Origin of the sequence: Desulfitobacterium sp. LBE (genome assembly GCF_007830365.1) — a bacterium.
GTDB classification, from domain to species: Bacteria; Bacillota; Desulfitobacteriia; order Desulfitobacteriales; family Desulfitobacteriaceae; genus Desulfitobacterium; species Desulfitobacterium hafniense.
Map to the genome: position 1 here is coordinate 3,040,169 of NZ_VLKD01000001.1, position 19,436 is coordinate 3,059,604.

23 protein-coding genes are annotated in these 19,436 nt (G+C 49.7%); all 23 read right to left on the minus strand.

Translation table 11 applies throughout. The features are described from left to right. Positions 1-5: 5 nt before the first annotated feature. Positions 6-404, minus strand: coding sequence for a 30S ribosomal protein S8 (gene rpsH, locus DESLBE_RS14395; RefSeq protein ID WP_011459105.1), 399 nt, complete (start codon positions 402-404; stop codon positions 6-8). 25 nt (positions 405-429) lie between these two features. Further along, complete coding sequence (locus tag DESLBE_RS14400; protein ID WP_011459104.1) at positions 430-615, minus strand: type Z 30S ribosomal protein S14; 186 nt, start codon at positions 613-615, stop codon at positions 430-432. A 20-nt stretch (positions 616-635) separates the two neighbouring features. Next, the gene (gene rplE / locus DESLBE_RS14405; RefSeq protein WP_011459103.1) at positions 636-1,175 is read right to left on the minus strand and encodes a 50S ribosomal protein L5; all 540 of its coding nucleotides are present in this window, start codon (positions 1,173-1,175) and stop codon (positions 636-638) included. Between the two features lie 21 nt (positions 1,176-1,196). Then, positions 1,197-1,535 (minus strand): 50S ribosomal protein L24, encoded by a 339-nt coding sequence (rplX, locus tag DESLBE_RS14410; protein ID WP_011459102.1) that lies wholly within the window; start codon positions 1,533-1,535, stop codon positions 1,197-1,199. A gap of 27 nt (positions 1,536-1,562) precedes the next feature. Beyond that, positions 1,563-1,931: a 50S ribosomal protein L14 gene (rplN, locus tag DESLBE_RS14415; protein ID WP_011459101.1), complete on the minus strand. Its 369-nt coding sequence runs from the start codon at positions 1,929-1,931 to the stop codon at positions 1,563-1,565. A 34-nt stretch (positions 1,932-1,965) separates the two neighbouring features. Further along, positions 1,966-2,226 (minus strand): 30S ribosomal protein S17, encoded by a 261-nt coding sequence (gene rpsQ / locus DESLBE_RS14420; RefSeq protein ID WP_011459100.1) that lies wholly within the window; start codon positions 2,224-2,226, stop codon positions 1,966-1,968. 23 nt (positions 2,227-2,249) lie between these two features. Beyond that, a complete protein-coding gene (gene rpmC / locus DESLBE_RS14425) occupies positions 2,250-2,453 on the minus strand; it encodes a 50S ribosomal protein L29 (RefSeq protein WP_072771051.1) in 204 nt (67 codons plus the stop codon). Beyond that, positions 2,443-2,880, minus strand: a complete 438-nt coding sequence (gene rplP / locus DESLBE_RS14430) for a 50S ribosomal protein L16 (RefSeq protein ID WP_005810150.1) — start codon at positions 2,878-2,880, stop codon at positions 2,443-2,445. Before rplP ends, rpmC begins: the two co-directional genes overlap by 11 nt. Next, positions 2,881-3,540: a 30S ribosomal protein S3 gene (rpsC, locus tag DESLBE_RS14435; RefSeq protein ID WP_005810152.1), complete on the minus strand. Its 660-nt coding sequence runs from the start codon at positions 3,538-3,540 to the stop codon at positions 2,881-2,883. Positions 3,541-3,543: 3 nt separating this feature from the next. Then, positions 3,544-3,888 (minus strand): 50S ribosomal protein L22, encoded by a 345-nt coding sequence (gene rplV / locus DESLBE_RS14440; protein ID WP_005810154.1) that lies wholly within the window; start codon positions 3,886-3,888, stop codon positions 3,544-3,546. 17 nt (positions 3,889-3,905) lie between these two features. Beyond that, positions 3,906-4,187 (minus strand): 30S ribosomal protein S19, encoded by a 282-nt coding sequence (rpsS, locus tag DESLBE_RS14445; RefSeq protein ID WP_005810155.1) that lies wholly within the window; start codon positions 4,185-4,187, stop codon positions 3,906-3,908. A 19-nt stretch (positions 4,188-4,206) separates the two neighbouring features. Further along, complete coding sequence (rplB, locus tag DESLBE_RS14450) at positions 4,207-5,037, minus strand: 50S ribosomal protein L2 (protein WP_011459099.1); 831 nt, start codon at positions 5,035-5,037, stop codon at positions 4,207-4,209. 24 nt (positions 5,038-5,061) lie between these two features. Then, positions 5,062-5,349, minus strand: coding sequence for a 50S ribosomal protein L23 (locus DESLBE_RS14455; protein ID WP_005810158.1), 288 nt, complete (start codon positions 5,347-5,349; stop codon positions 5,062-5,064). Next, positions 5,349-5,972 (minus strand): 50S ribosomal protein L4, encoded by a 624-nt coding sequence (gene rplD, locus DESLBE_RS14460; protein WP_005810159.1) that lies wholly within the window; start codon positions 5,970-5,972, stop codon positions 5,349-5,351. Before rplD ends, DESLBE_RS14455 begins: the two co-directional genes overlap by 1 nt. Positions 5,973-5,996: 24 nt before the next feature. Next, positions 5,997-6,626, minus strand: coding sequence for a 50S ribosomal protein L3 (gene rplC, locus DESLBE_RS14465; RefSeq protein ID WP_144677416.1), 630 nt, complete (start codon positions 6,624-6,626; stop codon positions 5,997-5,999). A 257-nt stretch (positions 6,627-6,883) separates the two neighbouring features. Beyond that, the gene (rpsJ, locus tag DESLBE_RS14470; protein WP_005810163.1) at positions 6,884-7,192 is read right to left on the minus strand and encodes a 30S ribosomal protein S10; all 309 of its coding nucleotides are present in this window, start codon (positions 7,190-7,192) and stop codon (positions 6,884-6,886) included. A 227-nt stretch (positions 7,193-7,419) separates the two neighbouring features. Then, positions 7,420-8,622, minus strand: coding sequence for an elongation factor Tu (gene tuf, locus DESLBE_RS14475; protein ID WP_005810165.1), 1,203 nt, complete (start codon positions 8,620-8,622; stop codon positions 7,420-7,422). Positions 8,623-8,746: 124 nt separating this feature from the next. After that, positions 8,747-10,825, minus strand: coding sequence for an elongation factor G (gene fusA / locus DESLBE_RS14480; RefSeq protein ID WP_015942752.1), 2,079 nt, complete (start codon positions 10,823-10,825; stop codon positions 8,747-8,749). A 68-nt stretch (positions 10,826-10,893) separates the two neighbouring features. Beyond that, the gene (rpsG, locus tag DESLBE_RS14485) at positions 10,894-11,364 is read right to left on the minus strand and encodes a 30S ribosomal protein S7 (protein ID WP_005810168.1); all 471 of its coding nucleotides are present in this window, start codon (positions 11,362-11,364) and stop codon (positions 10,894-10,896) included. Between the two features lie 51 nt (positions 11,365-11,415). Next, on the minus strand, positions 11,416-11,838 hold the full coding sequence (gene rpsL / locus DESLBE_RS14490; RefSeq protein WP_011459097.1) for a 30S ribosomal protein S12: 423 nt from the start codon (positions 11,836-11,838) through the stop codon (positions 11,416-11,418). A 99-nt stretch (positions 11,839-11,937) separates the two neighbouring features. After that, on the minus strand, positions 11,938-12,189 hold the full coding sequence (locus DESLBE_RS14495) for a ribosomal L7Ae/L30e/S12e/Gadd45 family protein (RefSeq protein WP_144677417.1): 252 nt from the start codon (positions 12,187-12,189) through the stop codon (positions 11,938-11,940). A gap of 92 nt (positions 12,190-12,281) precedes the next feature. Continuing rightward, on the minus strand, positions 12,282-15,749 hold the full coding sequence (rpoC, locus tag DESLBE_RS14500) for a DNA-directed RNA polymerase subunit beta' (protein WP_144677418.1): 3,468 nt from the start codon (positions 15,747-15,749) through the stop codon (positions 12,282-12,284). A gap of 24 nt (positions 15,750-15,773) precedes the next feature. Further along, on the minus strand, positions 15,774-19,121 hold the full coding sequence (rpoB, locus tag DESLBE_RS14505; RefSeq protein ID WP_005810176.1) for a DNA-directed RNA polymerase subunit beta: 3,348 nt from the start codon (positions 19,119-19,121) through the stop codon (positions 15,774-15,776). Positions 19,122-19,436 lie beyond the last annotated feature (315 nt).

Here is a 19,436-nt window from a genome sequence, read left to right on the forward strand (position 1 = left end):
TGTGATTACCAAATGTAGCAGAGCACTTCTCCGCCAAGGCCTTCTTGACGAGCCCGCTTGTCGGTCATAAGGCCTTTGGATGTGGAGAGTATCGCCACGCCCAGGCCGCCGAGAACCTTCGGTACTTCATCTTTTTTCGCATAGACGCGCAGTCCGGGACGGCTGATCCGCTTCAGTCCGGTGATGACACGCTCACGATTTTGGCCGTACTTCAGATAACAGCGGATAACTCCTTGCTTGTTATCGGAAATATATTCAACATCTTTGATGAAACCCTCTTCTTTAAGGATTTCAGCAATCGCTTTCTTGACATTGGAAGCAGGTACTTCAACTTTATCATGATAGACCATGCCTGCATTACGAATGCGGGTCAAGAAATCTGCAATTGGATCTGACATTGCCACTTGAGTCTTCCCCCTTCCTTACGCCTTACCAACTGGCCTTCTTCACGCCAGGAAGCTCGCCTTTGTAAGCTAACTCCCTGAAGCAAATCCTGCATATTCCGAACTTGCGGATATACGCATGGGGACGGCCGCAGAGTTTGCAACGGTTATGGTGACGAACTGCATATTTCGGTTGACGTGCATTGCGCACGATCATAGACTTTTTAGCCACGCTCTAGGACCCTCCTTTTTCTACTTGCGGAATGGCATTCCCAGCATTCCGAGTAACTCGCGAGCTTCCTCATCGGTTTTCGCCGTTGTAACGAAAATGATATCCATACCACGGACTTTATCGATCTTATCGTATTCGATCTCCGGGAAGATGAGTTGCTCTTTAATACCGAGCGTATAGTTACCACGTCCATCAAATGCCTTATCGGATACACCGTGGAAGTCACGAACACGAGGTAATGCTACGTTCATTAAACGATCAACGAACTCATACATGCGGTCGCCCCGTAAAGTCACTTTCGTGCCGATAGGCATCCCCGTACGGAGTTTGAAAGCGGCGATGGATTTCTTCGCCCGGGTTACGACAGGTTTTTGTCCGGTAATTTTGCTCAGATCGCCGACGGCAGCGTCGATAGCTTTGGAGTTTTGGATGGCTTCCCCAACGCCCACATTGATAACCACTTTTTCGAGCTTGGGAATTTGCATCACATTTTTATAGTTGAACTTCTGCTGTAATGCAGGAGCTATTTCATTGCTGAACTTATCTTTTAGACGAGCCAACTAAGGTCCCTCCCTTCTCGATTATTTTTTGTCGGGCAGGTTTACACCGCATTTTTTGCAAACACGGACTTTTCCAGCCTCAGTTTCCTTCACACTGACCCGGGTCACTTTGTTGCACTCGGTGCAATACAGCATGACATTTGAGCTGGCGATCGGTGCTTCTTTCTCAAAGATCCCACCTTGGGGCATGCTTTGACTGGGTTTGGTGTGACGCTTGACAATGTTGACTTTCTCAATAACCACACGACCTTTTTTCGGGAACACTTCCAGGACTTTGCCTTTCTTGCCGGCATCCTTGCCTGTAATGACCATAACCATATCGCCTTTTTTGACGTGCATCTTTTGCTTTACAGCAGCCACTTCATTCACCTCCACTGGTATGGGGTCTTAGATTACTTCCGGTGCGAGAGAGATGATTTTCATAAAATCCTTATCACGCAATTCCCGGGCAACGGGTCCGAAAATACGAGTTCCCCGCGGGCTTCTATCATCTTTAATTACAACGGCAGCATTTTCGCTGAAACGGATATAAGTGCCGTCTTTACGCTTGATTTCTTTCTTGGTGCGCACAACAACCGCTTTGACGACATCTCCCTTTTTGACAACGCCGCCAGGTGTTGCTTCTTTAACAGAAGCGACGATTATATCTCCAATGGATGCATAGCGGCGCATTGAACCGCCAAGCACCTTGATGCACATCAGTTCTTTAGCTCCAGAATTGTCTCCGACTCTGAGGCGAGTTTGAACTTGGATCATCTGTTGACCCTCCTTCCGCATTAAAAGTTCAGTCTTAGAGAGCCACAGCTCTTTCTGTGATCTCTATGAGGCGCCAGCGTTTGTCCTTGCTGAGAGGACGAGTCTCCATGATGACAACGGTATCGCCGGTCTTGGCTTCGTTGTTTTCATCATGAGCCTTAAATTTCTTGGTTTGAGTAATGGTTCTATGGTAAAGGGGATGGCGGACTTTCATCTCGACGGCAACAACGACCGTTTTATCCATCTTGTCGCTTACGACTTTGCCCATTCTGACTTTGCGTTGGGTTCTTTCCATGTTAAAAAGTCTCCTTTCCAACCTTAAGCACGGTTAATTTTTAGTTCGCGCTCACGGAGAATGGTCTTGCCACGGGCAATCCCTTTCCTGACTTCCCGGATTCTGGCAGGATTGTCCAGTTGTCCGGTGGCCAGTTGGAAACGCAAATTGAACAATTCCGTTTTGTATCCATCAATCTCCTTGAGGAGCTCTTCATCGGTCATATCACGGAAATCTTTAGTTTTCATTTGCGTCACCTCCTTCTAATTCCTCGCGGCGTACAATCTTACACTTAACCGGAAGTTTATGCATAGCAAGGCGAAGTGCTTCTTTAGCAATCTCTTCAGGCACGCCAGCCAATTCAAACATCACACGACCGGGTTTGACGACGGCTACCCAATACTCCGGGGAACCTTTACCGCTACCCATACGGGTTTCAGCCGGTTTCGCCGTAATCGGCTTATCCGGGAAAATCTTAATCCAAACTTTACCGCCCCGTTTGATGTAACGAGTCATCGCAATACGGGCTGCTTCAATTTGGCGATTGGTAATCCATGCTGGCTCCAAAGCCACTAATCCATACTCGCCGAAGGTAATCGTGTTACCGCGAGTTGCTTTTCCATGCATCCGGCCACGATGTTGTTTCCGGTGCTTTACTCTGGTTGGGACTAGCATTTATTTTCCTCCTTCCACCTGAGCGACCTTCTTGGCGGGAAGAACCTCTCCTTTATATATCCAGACTTTTACGCCAATCTTTCCATAGGTGGTATTTGCTTCAGCAAATCCATAATCAATGTCGGCACGAAGGGTATGGAGGGGAACTTTCCCTTCACTGTACCACTCGGTCCGCGCAATTTCCGCACCGCCCAAACGGCCGCTGCAGGAAATCTTAATTCCCTGACCGCCTTGACGCATGGTGCGTTGTACGGTTTGTTTCATAGCCCGGCGGAAAGATACACGTTTTTCCAATTGTTGAGCGACACTCTCAGCAACCAGCTGTGCATCAAGCTCAGGCTTTTTAACTTCCACGATGTTGACGGCGACTTGTTTGCCTGTCATCGCTTCCAATTGCTTGCGGAGATTCTCTACTTCAGTGCCGCCCCGGCCGATGACGATTCCCGGCTTAGCCGCATGAATCGAAACTTTAACCCGGTTGGCTGCCCGTTCAATCTCAACCTTAGGAACACCTGCTTGCTGTAATTTGGTCTTCACAAATTTGCGAACCTTCAAATCTTCATGAAGGAGTTCCAGGTAGTTTTTATCTGCAAACCAACGGCCTTCCCAGTCACGGATAATTCCGACCCGGAGGCCTTTAGGATTTACTTTTTGACCCACGTTTTAACCCTCCTTCTTTTCAACCACAACCACGGTAATGTGACTGGTCCGCTTCCGGATCTGATCCGCACGTCCCATGGCTCGAGGTTTAATGCGCTTCAAGGTCGGTCCTTCATCCACGTAGATTTCTTTAACAATCAAAGCGTCTGTATCCATCTCGTAGTTGTGTTCTGCATTGGCTACTGCCGATTGAAGAACTTTGGTTACAGGCTCTGTAGCCCCTTTAGGGGTGAATTGAAGAATCGCGAGAGCGTCGCTGACATTCTTGCCGCGAATGAGATCGACGACTTGGCGCACCTTACGAGGAGAGATCCGCACGTATCTTGCAATTGCTTTTGCTTGTTGCATTTCTTTTACTCCTCCTTTTAGCGCAGGCCGCTGGACTTTTCACTGCCAGCATGCCCTTTGTAGGTGCGTGTAGGAGCAAACTCTCCGAGTTTGTGCCCTACCATATCTTCGGTAATATAGATGGGAATGTGTTTCCGGCCCTCATGAACCGCAATGGTGTGTCCCACCATTTGCGGGAATATTGTTGAACTTCTGGACCAGGTCTTCAGGACGCGCTTCTCATTGGCGGCATTCATTTTTTCCACACGTGCGAGCAAGCGTCCTTCTACATAAGGCCCTTTTTTCAGAGATCGACTCATTTAATTGGCCTCCTTTCGATTACTTCTTGCCACGTCGTTTCACGATGAAGCGGTTAGAAGGATGTTTCTTCTTACGGGTCTTCGCTCCAAGGGCAGGTTTACCCCAAGGTGTGACAGGGTTACGGCCGATTGGGTTGCGGCCTTCACCACCGCCGTGTGGGTGATCGTTGGGGTTCATAACCGCACCACGAACTGTGGGGCGGATGCCTAACCAGCGTGAACGACCTGCTTTACCGATGTTGATGTTTTCATGTTCCAGATTGCCGACTTGGCCAATGGTGGCCCGGCAGTCGATATGAACCATGCGCATTTCACCGGAAGGAAGTCTCAAGGTTGCATACTTTCCTTCTTTAGCCATGAGCTGAGCAGAACCACCCGCCGAGCGGACCAGTTGAGCCCCTTTGCCAGGCTTCATTTCAATATTATGGAGCAGGGTACCCACGGGAATGTTTTTAATCGGCAGAGCATTCCCTACTTTAATGTCGGCATCCGGTCCGGATACGACCATTTGTCCCACTTGCAGGCCGTTAGGAGCCAGAATATAAGCTTTATGACCATCCAAGTAGTGGAGCAGGGCAATATTCGCGGAACGGTTAGGGTCATATTCGATAGAAGCGACTTTCGCCGGCACACTATCCTTATTGCGTTTGAAGTCAATCAAACGATATTTCCGTTTATGTCCGCCGCCTTGGTGACGCACAGTCAGTTTACCTTGATTGTTGCGGCCGGCTTTGCTTTTTAACGGTGCGAGCAAAGAACGCTCCGGTGTTGTTTTCGTAATTTCTTCAAAAGTCGACACTGTCATTTGACGACGACCAGGAGAATACGGTTTAAATCCTTTAACTGGCATGGGTTTCCCTCCTTTGCATCAAGCTTACAGGCCAGCAAAGCCTTCAATGCGATCTCCAGCTTTAAGCGTAACAATCGCCTTTTTACGGTCTGCTGTTCTACCTACGTGTTTTCCGACACGTTTCTTTTTACCATCGACGTTGATAGTACGAACATCAACGACTTTAACTTTAAACATCTTTTCCACAGCCGCTTTGATCTCAATCTTGTTGGCAGCTGTGTCCACCCAGAAGGAGTACTTGTTTTCCTCAATAAGTCCAACAGACTTCTCGGAAATCACTGGACGTTTGAGTACATCACGAGCATCGCGCATTACGCTAACACCTCCTCCGTTTTCGTTACCGCTGCTTTGGTCATGACGATGACATCAGAATTGAGAAGATCGTAAATATTCATGCCTTCTACTGCAGTGGTTTTGATTCCTGCAATATTGCGGGCAGAACGTTCAATCGTTTCCATAAATTCATCTGTAACGATTAAAGCCTTTTTGCTGACATTCAGGGCCTGCAGAACTTTAACCATTTCCCGGGTTTTTGCTTCGTTCAAGCTCAAATCTTCCAATACGATCAGCTTTTGTTCGTTTACCTTGGAAGAAAGGGCTGAACGCAAAGCCAGGCGGCGAACCTTCTTAGGCAGGCTGAAGCCATATTTGCGGGGCTTGGGTCCGAAAAGCACAGCGCCGCCTCTCCATAGAGGGGAACGAATGCTGCCTGCACGAGCCCGGCCGGTGCCTTTTTGACGCCAGGGTTTGCGGCCGCCTCCGCGAACTTCTCCACGGAGTAAAGTGGAGTGAGTACCACGTCTTTGGCTGGCCAGTTGTCCTACCACTGCCTGATGCATGACATGAGTATTGGGTTCAATACCGAATACATATTCATCCAGCTCCAGCTCTCCAACGGGAGAACCTTGCATATTAACTACTTGAACCTTTGGCATTGCTTATTCCTCCTTTCTTACAAGTTACTTCGCCTTAACGGAAGGCTTCAGAATGAGCAATGACTTTTTCGCGCCGGGTACAGCGCCTTTAACAAGAATCATATTCTTATCCGCATCCACCCGAACGACCTTCAGGTTTTGAACGGTAACCCGCTCGCCACCCATACGCCCTGGCAGGTTGCGGCCCTTAAATACACGAGCCGGGCCTTTCGCGCCGAGGGAACCGGTACGGCGATGATACTTGGAACCATGCTTCATAGGTCCGCGGCTGGCGCCATGACGTTTAATCATCCCGGCAAAGCCTTTACCCTTGGAGATCCCGACCACATCCACTGCATCACCTGCAGCAAACAGTTCAGCCGTGATAACTTGCCCGATTTCGTAAGCCTCCACATCCTCCACGCGGAACTCACGAATGTAGCGCATCGGCTTCACAGAAGCTTTTGCAACATGTCCTTTTTGCGGCTTGTTCGCCAGTCTTTCCCGTAAAGCACCAAAGCCAACCTGGATCGCATTGTAACCATCCGTTGCTTTTGTTTTCTTTTGGATGACATAGCAAGGACCTGCTTCGACCACAGTCACGGGAATAAGATGTCCTTCTTCCGTGAAAACCTGGGTCATACCCACTTTTTTACCCAAAATTCCTTTCGACACGATTGCCACCTCCTGAACACTTTGAAGTGCGCCGGCTCTATGGCCGGAGCACGAGAGCGTTCCAAATTTGAATTGATATTTTGAAGCGAGTTGACCCGGTTCCCCAATCCACAGTGCCGGGTGTTTCGCGCCACAAACAAAAATATTATATCATAAACCCCAAATGAACGCTAGTTTTTTCGTCTGTCTGAATCTTTAATCTTTCAGACATGCGATTAAAACCAGCGTTTGTTGCTCAGGTTTTATGATTCGCCAAATTAGAGTTTGATTTCGATATCAACGCCAGCGGGAAGATCTAAACGCATCAGAGCATCTACCGTTTTGGAAGTTGGCTCCAGGATATCGATCAGGCGTTTATGAGTCCGCATTTCGAATTGCTCGCGAGAATCCTTGTTAACGTGAGGAGAACGAAGAATGGTATAAATGCTTTTTTCAGTGGGAAGGGGAATCGGTCCACTGACACGGGCACCTGTTCTCTTGGCTGTTTCAACAATTTTCTCTGCCGATTGATCTAATGTTTTGTGATCAAACGCTTTCAGGCGGATACGAATTTTTTGACTGCTCATTAAAAAAACCCTCCTAATAATTCCGTTTAACGGATGTACTGGGTCCAGAAATTCCCTGATGAGCAGCGGAGACACTTTCATCAGCAACCTTCTGCACCAGAGACCCGAGAGATGTTTCCACAGCATCCCAGCAGTGGAAACGAGGCAGGATGCCACAGTGAATCTGTGGCATCCTTTATCAATAGACTCTAAGTCTATGCCTGCATAATACCAAGGACTAAAGCCTACTATTCGATGATGCTGACAACAACGCCGGCTCCAACAGTACGGCCACCTTCACGGATAGCGAAACGAAGTCCTTCTTCCATAGCGATAGGGGAGATAATTTCGCAAGTGATGGTAACACGGTCTCCGGGCATAACCATTTCCGTTCCTTCAGGAAGGGTTACAACACCGGTAACGTCGGTTGTACGGAAGTAGAATTGAGGGCGGTAGTTGTTGAAGAATGGGGTATGACGTCCGCCTTCTTCTTTGCTCAGTACGAAAACTTCGCCGGTAAATTTGGTGTGAGGTTTAATAGAACCGGTTTTAGCAAGTACTTGACCGCGTTCGATATCTTTACGATCCACACCGCGGAGAAGAGCTCCGATGTTGTCCCCTGCTTGAGCTTGGTCAAGGAGCTTGCGGAACATTTCCACGCCGGTGCAAACGGTTTTGCGGGGAGCTTCTGTCAAACCAACGATTTCAATCTCGTCACCGACTTTAATCACACCGCGCTCGACACGACCGGTAGCAACGGTACCACGACCGGTAATGGTGAATACGTCCTCCACAGGCATAAGGAACGGCTTGTCGGTAGCACGCTCTGGAGTTGGAATATAGGAGTCAACAGCATCCATCAGATTCCAGATCTTGCCGCACCATTCACAATCACGGGATCCGCAACCGCATTGGAGAGCTTTCAGGCCGGAACCGGGAATGATGGGAATATCATCGCCAGGGAATTCGTACTCGGAGAGGAGTTCACGAATTTCCATTTCAACCAGTTCCATGAGTTCCGGATCATCTACCATGTCGGCTTTGTTCAGCCAAACCACGATGTAAGGAACACCTACTTGACGGGCAAGGAGGATGTGCTCACGGGTTTGGGGCATCGGGCCGTCAGCAGCGGATACAACCAGGATAGCTCCATCCATTTGGGCAGCACCGGTGATCATGTTTTTAACATAGTCGGCGTGGCCTGGGCAGTCAACGTGAGCATAGTGGCGGTTAGCGGTTTCATACTCAACGTGAGAAGTGGAGATGGTGATTCCACGCTCTCTTTCTTCCGGAGCCTTGTCGATTTGGTCGAATGCTTGGGCTACTGCGCCGCCGGCTTTGGAAAGAACTAAGGTGATAGCAGCAGTAGAGGTGGTTTTACCATGGTCAACGTGACCGATGGTTCCAACGTTAACGTGGGGTTTAGTACGTTCGAATTTTTGCTTTGCCATTTTAAATTTTCACTCCCTCTAAATAATAAAGTAAGCAATAGAAGTTTCCTTTTATTTGAGCGAGGTCCGCTGACAAGGAGATCCCTGAACTTCGAACCCCGCACCGTAAACCATGGACTTAAGATTAAGCGCCGGCGCGTTTAGCAACAATGCCTTCAGCGATATTCTTGGGCACTTCCTCGTAGTGGTCAAACATCATGACATAGACACCGCGCCCTTGGGTCTTGGAACGAAGGTCGGTGGCATAGCCAAACATTTCGGAAAGCGGGACAAACCCGCGAACGATTTGTGCTGTTCCTGTGGCTTCCATGCCCTCAATCCGTCCCCGACGGGAGTTCATATCGCCAATAACCTCACCCATATACTCCTCAGGTACAGTAACCTCTACCTTCATAACGGGCTCGATGATAGCAGGATCAGCTTTCGCCGCACCAGCCTTGAAGGCCATAGAGCCGGCGATCTTAAAGGCCATTTCGGAAGAGTCTACATCATGGTAAGAACCGTCATAGACTGTAGCCCGGATATCCATCACAGGATAGCCTGCCTGGATACCATTTTGCATGGCTTCTTCGATCCCCTGACCGATGGGAGCGATATATTCCCTGGGAATCACGCCGCCCACGATTTTGTTGACGAACTCGAAACCACTGCCCTGTTCCAGAGGTTCAATCTCGATCCAGCAGTGTCCGTATTGTCCACGTCCACCGGATTGACGAACGAACTTACCCTCAGATTTAACAGCACGGCGGATGGTTTCTTTGTAAGCAACCTGAGGACGTCCCACATTGCACTCGACTTTAAATTCACGCTGCAAACGGTCAACGATGATTTCCAGGTGAAGCTCACCCATTCCTTCGATGATGGTTTGCCCGCTATCCTGGTCGGTATGCATTTTAAAGGTGGGATCTTCCTCAGCCAAACGAGCCAGAGCGGTGCCCATCTTCTCCTGGTCCTGTTTCGTCTTGGGCTCAATGGCCACGTTGATGACAGGATCAGGGAATTGCATGGATTCGAGAATGATGGGGGCTTTGTCATCACAGAGGGTATCCCCGGTGGTGGTATCTTTTAAGCCCACAGCTGCGGCGATATCTCCTGCATAGACCTCGGGAATCTCTTCCCGGTGGTTGGCATGCATTTGGAGAATCCGGCCGATTCTCTCCCGTTTGCCTTTGGTTGAGTTGTAAACATAGGATCCCGAACCCAGGACTCCCGAGTATACCCGGAAAAATGCCAATTTACCCACGTAAGGGTCAGCCATGATCTTAAAGGCCAAGGCAGAGAACGGATCTTTGTCGCTGGAATGGCGTTCATCAGCTTCACCGGTCTCCGGATGCACCCCTTTAATATTCGGTACATCAGTTGGGGCTGGCATATACTCTACAACCGCATCAAGTAGTGGTTGCACCCCTTTATTCTTGAACGAAGAGCCACAGACCACTGGGATAAACTTCAGCCCAATTGTTCCTTTACGGATTCCGTTACGAATCTCTTCTTCGGTCAGTTCTTCACCTTCGAGATATTTCATCATGAGCTCTTCATCTGTATCGGCAACTGCTTCCAGAAGCTTCTCACGATATTCATTGGCTTGGTCGACTAAGTCTCCGGGGATATCGGCAACGTCGCTGGTGGTGCCTAAATCGTCCGTATAGATCATAGCCTTCATGGTTACGAGGTCAATAATTCCTTTGAATTGATCCTCTGCGCCAATCGGAATTTGGATCGGTACAGGGTTTGCACCTAACCGGTCAGCAATCATAGATACTCCCCGGAAGAAATCTGCACCCATACGATCCATTTTGTTAATATAGGCGATACGGGGTACACCGTACTTGTCCGCCTGCCGCCATACTGTTTCAGATTGAGGCTCAACACCGCCAACTGAACAGAATACTGCTACAGCGCCGTCGAGTACACGTAAGCTGCGCTCTACCTCGACGGTAAAGTCCACGTGCCCTGGTGTATCAATGATGTTAATACGATGGCCTTTCCATTGGGCTGTCGTCGCTGCAGAAGTGATGGTAATCCCACGCTCCTGCTCCTGAACCATCCAGTCCATGGTTGCTGCTCCATCGTGAACTTCCCCGATCTTATGAACACGCCCGGTGTAGAACAAAATACGCTCGGTCGTGGTCGTTTTACCCGCATCAATATGGGCCATAATCCCGATATTCCGCGTTTTCTCTAATGGAAATTGCCTTGCCACTGATAATCCCCCTTTCTGCCGTAGTCATTCCCCATTGTGGATGATTTTAAGCATACGCTTTGATCATCCTACCAACGGTAATGCGCAAAAGCCTTATTGGCTTCGGCCATTTTATGAGTGTCTTCTTTTTTCTTAATAGAGCCGCCGGTGTTGTTGGCTGCATCCATCAGTTCACCTGCGATCCTCTCTTCCATGGTCTTTTCACTGCGTTTGCGGGCATAGCCTACAAGCCAGCGCAAGCCCAAGGTTTGACGGCGATCGGCGCGAACTTCGATGGGTACTTGGTAGTTGGCACCACCGACACGGCGTGCTTTTACTTCCAATACAGGCATCACATTCTTGAGAGCGGTTTCGAACACTTCAATCGGATCTTTACCGGTCTTCTCTTGAATGAGCTCAAATGCATTATAGCAAATGGATTCTGCAGTGCCCTTTTTACCATCCAACATAATTTGGTTGATAAATTTGGTCAGCACCCGGTTCTTATAAATCGGATCCGGCAGAATCTCACGTTTAGCAATATAACCTTTACGTGGCAAATCATTTCCCTCCTTTACAGCGCAATTCGTATTCCCCTCGTTGCCTACGGCTTACTTCCCTTTCTTAGGACGTTTGGCACCGTACTTGGAACGAGCTTGCATCCGTTTCTGAACACCTTGAGTATCAAGGGCTCCACGAACGATGTGGTAACGAACACCCGGAAGGTCTTTAACACGGCCACCGCGGACAAGAACAACACTGTGCTCCTGCAGGTTGTGCCCGATGCCTGGGATGTATGATGATACTTCAATCGTATTGGTTAAACGCACACGGGCAACTTTACGGAGAGCAGAGTTCGGCTTCTTTGGAGTTGTCGTGTAAACCCTGGTGCAAACCCCACGCTTTTGAGGTGATCCCCCAGAGGCGAATTGCTTGCGTTGTAAAGAGTTATAGCCCCATTGCATAGCTGGAGCTGTTGATTTCTTTGCAATCTTCGAGCGGCCATTGCGAATCAATTGATTAATCGTCGGCATAACTACACCTCCTTCCCAAGAAAGAACATATCAAAGGAATTGCTTGCTTCAGCATAAAGCAAGCAATCCCCAAAACTAACACATTTCGGAGCTTCCTGTCTATTCGGATAACAGGGCCGCTACAGCAGCGCCTACTTCAATCCCGCAGGCTTTGCCCAGCTCAAGCATCGTCTGAACTTCCTGAACTTGAATCCCTTTGTTCCGGCACTGTTCAAGGATGGGGCGAAGCACATGGCTTTCCGCATCCTTAGCCACATAGACACAGATTAAACTCTCTTTTTCCAGGGCCCGCAGAGTTTGCTTGACTCCCACAGTCCTGTTTTTGGATTTTTTCAAGGCTTCATCAAGCATTAATATGCTTTCCTCCTCAAGGATCAGCGGTATTTGCGAAGAAACTACATATTTCTCCCAAAACCGTTAAATCACACTATAGTATTTTATCATCAGGAATTTGTAGTGTCAAGATTTTCAACTTGTTCTTCACCCAGATTAATAACTTTTACATTCCGATAACGAGACATTCCCGTACCCGCCGGAATGAGTTTCCCGATGATGACGTTTTCTTTGAGTCCCAAGAGGGGATCCACTTTGCCTTTGATGGCTGCTTCCGTAAGAACACGGGTGGTTTCCTGGAAGGATGCCGCAGAAAGGAAGGAATCCGTTGCCAAGGAGGCTTTGGTAATGCCCAGAAGCACCGGCCTTGCTACAGCAGGCTCGCCGCCGCCGGCAATCACCTTGGTGTTCTCTTCTTCGAAATCAAAGACATCGATCAAGCCACCGGGCAAGAGAGCGGTATCTCCGGCCTCTTCCACTTTAACCTTGCGGAGCATCTGACGAACCATAACCTCGATGTGTTTATCATTGATATCCACACCCTGCAGACGGTAAACCTTTTGAACTTCGCCCAGAAGATAGACCTGAACGCCGCGGATTCCTTTAACCTTGAGCATATCATGGGGATTGATGCTTCCTTCAGTCAGTTCATCGCCGGCTTCAATCCGGTGACCTTCCCGAACCTTCAGGCGTGAGCCATAGGGTATAGTATACGTCATCCGCTCTTCATTGTCACTGATGACATCTACTTCACGGCGTCCCTTGACTTCGCGGATGGCGACCACACCGTCGTTTTCCGCGATGATGGCCTGGCCTTTAGGTTTACGTGCTTCAAAAAGTTCCTCAACACGGGGCAAACCTTGGGTGATATCGTCCCCGGCCACACCGCCGGTATGGAAGGTACGCATGGTCAGCTGAGTTCCCGGCTCACCGATGGATTGGGCAGCGATGATACCTACGGCTTCGCCCATTTCCACATGATGACCTGTGGCCAGATTCCGTCCGTAGCACTTGCGGCACACCCCATAGCGGGTTTTGCAGGTGAGGACGGAGCGAATGGTGACTTTATCATAAACAGCAGCGATATCATGAGCTTGTTCTTCTGTAATCTCACTATCGGCAGTAGCCAGGATTTCTCCTGTCTCAGGATGCTTCAGGTCTTCCAAAAGGAAGCGGCCCACGAGACGTTCTTCCAGTTTTTCGATGACTTCCGGACCATCCTTGACATCATCCACCATAATACCTTGGGTGGTGCCGCAATCTTCGTCCCGGACAATGACGTCTTGAGATACGTCGACAAGACGACGGGTAAGATAACCGGAGTCGGCGGTCCGCAGTGCCGTATCGGCCAGACCTTTCCGCGCTCCATGGGAGGAGATGAAATACTCCAAAACGGTGAGACCTTCACGGAAGTTAGCCTTAATGGGCAACTCAATGGTTCGTCCCGAAGGATCCGCCATCAGTCCCCGCATCCCGGCCAGCTGACGGAGCTGTTGAATATTACCCCGGGCGCCGGAGGTGGCCATCATGTACACCGGATTGAATTTATCCAAGGAGTGCATCAGGGTTTTGGTCACGGTGTCCGTAGCTTTGGTCCAGATCTCGATGACCTTCTCATACCGTTCTTCATCAGTAATCAAACCGCGGCGGAATTGCTGTTCGGTTTTATTGACCATACCATCAGCATCGGCAAGAATCTGCCGCTTCTCCTCAGGTACTGTAATATCGGCAAGACCAACGGTCATCCCGGCACGGGTGGAGTATTTAAACCCTAAGCTCTTGATTCCGTCCAGGAGCTGGGCCGTTGCTTTATAACCGCCGAGGCGGTAGCATTTGGCCACGATATTGTTAAGGGCCTTTTTCCCGGCCACTTCATTGATATAGCCTACCTCCGGTGGAATCACCGAATTAAAGATAAGCCGGCCAATGGTGGTTTCCAGAAGTTCACCATTAGGTTGGCGGACTTTAATCATCGCCTGGAGGTTTGCCTGCTTGGTATCATAAGCCAGAACCGCTTCATCCCGATTCTTAAAGATCTTGCCTTCCCCCAGCGCTCCCGGACGTTCCATGGTCAGGTAGTAGGAGCCTAAAACCATGTCCTGAGTGGGGGAAGCGACGGGACGGCCGTCTTTAGGATTCAAAATATTATGAGCGGAGAGCATCAGCAGTCTTGCTTCAGCCTGAGCTTCTGCGGAGAGGGGTACGTGAACAGCCATTTGGTCCCCGTCGAAGTCCGCATTGTAAGCGGTACAGACTAAAGGATGGATCTGCAGGGCACGCCCTTCAACCAGAACAGGCTCAAAAGCCTGAATTCCTAAGCGGTGAAGGGTTGGAGCGCGGTTCAGCAGCACAGGATGCTCGGTGATCACTTCTTCCAAAACGTCCCAGACTTCAGAACGAACCCTTTCCACCATCCGCTTGGCGCTCTTGATATTATGGGCATGGCCTTCCTTGACCAGCTTTTTCATGACGAAGGGCTTAAAAAGCTCCAAAGCCATTTCTTTAGGCAGACCGCATTGATGAAGTCTTAGATTGGGTCCTACCACAATAACGGAACGGCCGGAGTAGTCAACCCGTTTGCCCAGCAGGTTTTGCCGGAAGCGTCCTTGCTTGCCTTTGAGCATATCGCTTAAGGATTTTAAGGGACGATTGCCGGGGCCGGTGACGGGACGTCCCCGCCGGCCATTATCGATCAAGGCATCCACGGCCTCCTGGAGCATCCGTTTTTCATTGCGGACAATGATATCCGGAGCGCCCAGATCCAAAAGACGCTTGAGACGGTTATTTCGGTTGATCACCCGACGATAAAGATCGTTGAGGTCGGAGGTGGCAAACCGTCCCCCATCCAGCTGCACCATGGGGCGGAGCTCCGGCGGAATAACGGGAACCACGTCCATAATCATCCACTCGGGACGGTTACCGGATTCCTTAAAGGCTTCCACCACTTCCAGGCGGCGGATAGCTCTGATCTTCCTTTGACCGGAGACCTCTTTCAATTCAACCCGGAGCTCGTCATTAAGCTTATCCAGGTCCATTTCCTCGAGAAGCATCTTAATCGCTTCCGCACCCATGCTGGCTTTGAAGCGGCTGCCGTATTTATCACGGTATTCCCGGTATTCGGTTTCCGTCAGGAGTTGTTTTTTCATTAACGAGGTATCCCCGGCATCGGTCACGATGTAGGATACGAAATAAAGAACCTTTTCCAAGGAACGTGGAGACATATCCAGGAGAAGACCCATCCGGCTGGGGATACCCTTGAAGTACCAGATATGCGATACTGGAGCCGCCAGTTCAATATGGCCCATGCGCTCTCTACGCACCTTGGAACGGGTGACTTCCACACCGCAGCGGTCACAGACAATTCCTTTATAGCGAACCCGTTTGTATTTGCCGCAATGGCACTCCCAGTCACGGGTTGGTCCAAAGATCTTTTCGCAAAAGAGTCCTTCCCGCTCCGGTTTCAGGGTTCTATAGTTAATCGTTTCCGGCTTCCTGACTTCTCCATGAGACCACTCACGGATCATCGTCGGAGAAGCCAAACCAATACGCATCCGGTCAAAATTGTTGACGTCTAGCACGGTTCTCTCTCCTTTCACCCGGGTCTATTCCATATCGTCATCATCAAAGGTCATCGGCTCATCATCAACAGCTTCTTCGTCCTCTTCGAAGTACTCATCATCCTCACCTTCACCGGCTTCATGGATGACAGGCGCCGGGAGGTCTTCATGAAGATCGATGCCCAGCTCTTTCGCCGTCTCGGTCACATCCTCATCGATTTCACGGATTTCAATTTCTTCGTCGTTTTCAGAAAGCACGCGGACATCAAGCCCTAAGCTTTGCAACTCTTTGATGAGAACCTTAAAGGATTCCGGAACTCCCGGTTCAGGGATGTTTTCACCTTTAACAATGGCTTCATAAGTCTTGACCCGTCCCACCACATCGTCAGACTTGACGGTAAGAATCTCCTGGAGAGTATAGGCTGCTCCATAAGCCTCCAGAGCCCAAACCTCCATCTCCCCGAAACGCTGACCGCCGAATTGGGCTTTACCGCCCAAGGGCTGCTGTGTAACCAAGCTGTAGGGTCCGGTGGACCGGGCATGAATCTTGTCGTCCACCAGATGGTGGAGCTTCAGGAAGTACATATAGCCGACGGTAATCTTATTATCAAAGGGATCTCCCGTCCGTCCGTCGTAAAGTACGGTTTTGCCTGTCTCTGGAAGTCCGGCTTTTCTAAGGGTGGCAAAGACATCCTCTTCCTGTGCTCCGTCAAAGACCGGTGTGGCCAAACGAAGTCCGAGAGCTTTCGCCGCCCAGCCTAAATGGGTTTCCATAACCTGACCGATGTTCATCCGGGAAGGAACACCCAGGGGGTTCAAGACGATTTCCACCGGAGTTCCGTCAGGCAGGAAAGGCATATCTTCCTGCTTCATAATGCGGGAGATAACCCCTTTGTTGCCGTGGCGGCCGGCCATTTTATCCCCAACGGAGATTTTCCGTTTTTGAGCGATATAGACCCGTACCAGCTCGTTGACTCCAGGGGCCAGCTCATCCCCGTTTTCCCGGGTAAAGACTTTGACATCCACGATCTTGCCGGCTTCCCCGTGAGGTACACGCAGAGAGGTATCCCGCACTTCCCGGGCTTTTTCGCCGAAAATGGCTCTGAGAAGGCGCTCTTCCGCGGTAAGCTCCGTTTCACCTTTCGGAGTAACTTTACCCACCAGGATATCCCCGGTGCTGACTTCCGCACCGATGCGGATAATTCCCCGCTCATCCAAATCTTTCAGCACATCTTCCCCGACGTTAGGAATATCCCGGGTAATTTCTTCCGGTCCCAGCTTAGTGTCCCGGGCATCGGCTTCATACTCTTCAATGTGGATGGAGGTATAGTAATCTTCCTTAACCAGCTTTTCGCTGATCAGAATAGCATCCTCATAGTTATAACCTTCCCAGGTCATAAAAGCGATCAAAACGTTGCGGCCAAGAGCCAGCTCACCATGATCCGTAGATGGACCGTCAGCGATGATCTGACCTGCTTCCACCCGCTCATTCTTCATCACGATGGGACGTTGATTGATACAGGTTCCCTGGTTGGAGCGCAGGTACTTTAAGAGTTTATGCTTCTCCAGGGTTCCGTCGTCATGACGGATGATGATATCCTCGGCTGTAGCCCGCTCCACAGTGCCGTCTTTAGAAGCTAAGACACAGACTCCGGAATCCTTGGCCGCTTTGTACTCCATCCCTGTTCCCACATAGGGAGCATCGGTGCGCAAAAGGGGCACAGCCTGCCGCTGCATGTTAGCGCCCATCAAAGCACGGTTGGCGTCGTCGTGCTCCAGGAAGGGAATTAAGGCCGTCGCGATGGATACCATTTGTTTCGGAGAAACGTCCATGTAGTCAATCCGCTCCGGCGCCACCAAAACGAAGTCGGGACCATGACGTCCATCGATCTTCTCTTCAATGAAATGCCCGTCATCCGTCAAAGGAGCATTGGCCTGAGCTACGACGAATTTCTCTTCTTCGTCGGCGGTCAGGTAATCGATCTGATCCGTAACCTGACCATTGTTCACTTTACGGTAAGGAGCTTCAATAAATCCATAGGGATTAATCCGGCCATAGGTACTTAAGGAGCCGATCAAACCGATGTTGGGACCTTCAGGAGTCTCGATGGGGCACATCCGGCCATAGTGAGAGTGGTGAACGTCACGCACCTCAAAGCCGGCCCGTTCACGGCTTAGACCACCGGGTCCCAGGGCACTGAGACGGCGCTTATGGGTCAGTTCAGCCAAAGGATTGGTTTGGTCCATAAATTGGGACAACTGACTGCTGCCGAAGAATTCCTTAATGGCAGCCACTACAGGACGGATATTGATCAGAACCTGAGGTGTGATCACATCCACATCCTGAATAGTCATCCGTTCCCGGACCACCCGCTCCATACGGGATAAACCGATCCGGAATTGGTTCTGCAGCAGCTCTCCCACGGAACGAAGGCGGCGATTGCCCAGATGATCGATATCATCCTTATGTCCTTCTCCGCTCATCAGGGTCAGCATTTGCCGCAGGGAAGCCACGATATCTTCCTTGGTCAAATGATGCACATCAGTAGGAACACTGAGCTTCAGCTTTTTATTGAGTTTATAGCGGCCTACTTTAGCCAGATCATAACGCTTGGGATCAAAAAATAATGCTTCTAATAGAGAGCGCGCACTGTCCACAGTGGGAGGTTCTCCCGGGCGCAGACGCTTGTAGATTTCCACCAGGGCTTCCTCTGCCGACTCCGTATTATCCCGCTCCAGGGTAATACGAATATGCTCGTTATCATCGAAAAGCTCGGCGATCTGCCCATTGGTAGCATAACCCAAAGCCCGAATCAATACGGTGGCCGGAAGTTTACGAGTTCTATCCACACGAACAAAAATATTATCATTAACGTCCGTTTCAAACTCTAACCAAGCTCCACGATTAGGAATAACCGTGGCTCCGAAGATTTTCTTCCCGCTGGGGTCGATGCTTTCGGAATAATAAACACCGGGAGAACGAACCAGCTGACTGACGATAACCCGTTCTGCTCCGTTAATAATGAAGGTTCCTTTGGTGGTCATCAGCGGGAAATCACCCATGAAGACCTCTTGTTCCTTCACTTCCCCTGTCTCTTTATTAATGAGACGAACTTTAACTCGCAGAGGTGCCGCATACGTTACGTCGCGTTCCTTACACTCTTCCACCTCGTATTTAGGCTCTCCTAAGCTATAGTCGATAAATTCCAATACAAGGTTGCCTGTGAAATCTTGAATGGGGGAAATATCCCTGAACATTTCCCTTAACCCTTCATCAAGAAACCACTGATAAGAGTTTTGCTGAATTTCGATTAGATTTGGCATGTCGAGAACTTCTCGAATTCTGGAATAACTCCAGCGTTCCCGCGTCCCTACCTTAACAGGATAGAACATGTACGCTTCACCCCTCAAGTGTGATGTCCTCGCCCCGAGGATAGTATTATGACATAAACAGCCAAAAGCAAGGCCTCATATGCAAAACCTCGCTTCGTTGTTTATGGAGATCCCTCTTGCGTGATCAAATTAATCAAATGACAATCTCCCCATCGTCACCTTTAGTACGATCCGATGAAAGTTCTATCGGCGTCCCAAGTTACTGTTTGGAATAGTCTGGATAATTCGTCCATTTTATGTACAGTAACAATTACTAAGGATACCAAGATTATCTTCTATTGTCAAGGAGAAATATTTCTTTTTTTGCAGTTTTAT

Bases quoted from the DNA above. Each gene is read 5' to 3' on its own strand.
- rplN (WP_011459101.1), bottom strand. From the start codon at position 1,931: ATGATCCAAGTTCAAACTCGCCTCAGAGTCGGAGACAATTCTGGAGCT.
- rpsQ (WP_011459100.1), bottom strand. From the start codon at position 2,226: ATGGAAAGAACCCAACGCAAAGTCAGAATGGGCAAAGTCGTAAGCGAC.
- rpmC (WP_072771051.1), bottom strand. From the start codon at position 2,453: ATGAAAACTAAAGATTTCCGTGATATGACCGATGAAGAGCTCCTCAAG.
- rplP (WP_005810150.1), bottom strand. From the start codon at position 2,880: ATGCTAGTCCCAACCAGAGTAAAGCACCGGAAACAACATCGTGGCCGG.
- rplV (WP_005810154.1), bottom strand. From the start codon at position 3,888: ATGCAACAAGCAAAAGCAATTGCAAGATACGTGCGGATCTCTCCTCGT.
- rpsS (WP_005810155.1), bottom strand. From the start codon at position 4,187: ATGAGTCGATCTCTGAAAAAAGGGCCTTATGTAGAAGGACGCTTGCTC.
- rplB (WP_011459099.1), bottom strand. From the start codon at position 5,037: ATGCCAGTTAAAGGATTTAAACCGTATTCTCCTGGTCGTCGTCAAATG.
- DESLBE_RS14455 (WP_005810158.1), bottom strand. From the start codon at position 5,349: ATGCGCGATGCTCGTGATGTACTCAAACGTCCAGTGATTTCCGAGAAG.
- rplD (WP_005810159.1), bottom strand. From the start codon at position 5,972: ATGCCAAAGGTTCAAGTAGTTAATATGCAAGGTTCTCCCGTTGGAGAG.
- rpsJ (WP_005810163.1), bottom strand. From the start codon at position 7,192: ATGAGCAGTCAAAAAATTCGTATCCGCCTGAAAGCGTTTGATCACAAA.
- tuf (WP_005810165.1), bottom strand. From the start codon at position 8,622: ATGGCAAAGCAAAAATTCGAACGTACTAAACCCCACGTTAACGTTGGA.
- rpsL (WP_011459097.1), bottom strand. From the start codon at position 11,838: ATGCCGACGATTAATCAATTGATTCGCAATGGCCGCTCGAAGATTGCA.
- DESLBE_RS14495 (WP_144677417.1), bottom strand. From the start codon at position 12,189: ATGCTTGATGAAGCCTTGAAAAAATCCAAAAACAGGACTGTGGGAGTC.
- rpoB (WP_005810176.1), bottom strand. From the start codon at position 19,121: ATGTTCTATCCTGTTAAGGTAGGGACGCGGGAACGCTGGAGTTATTCC.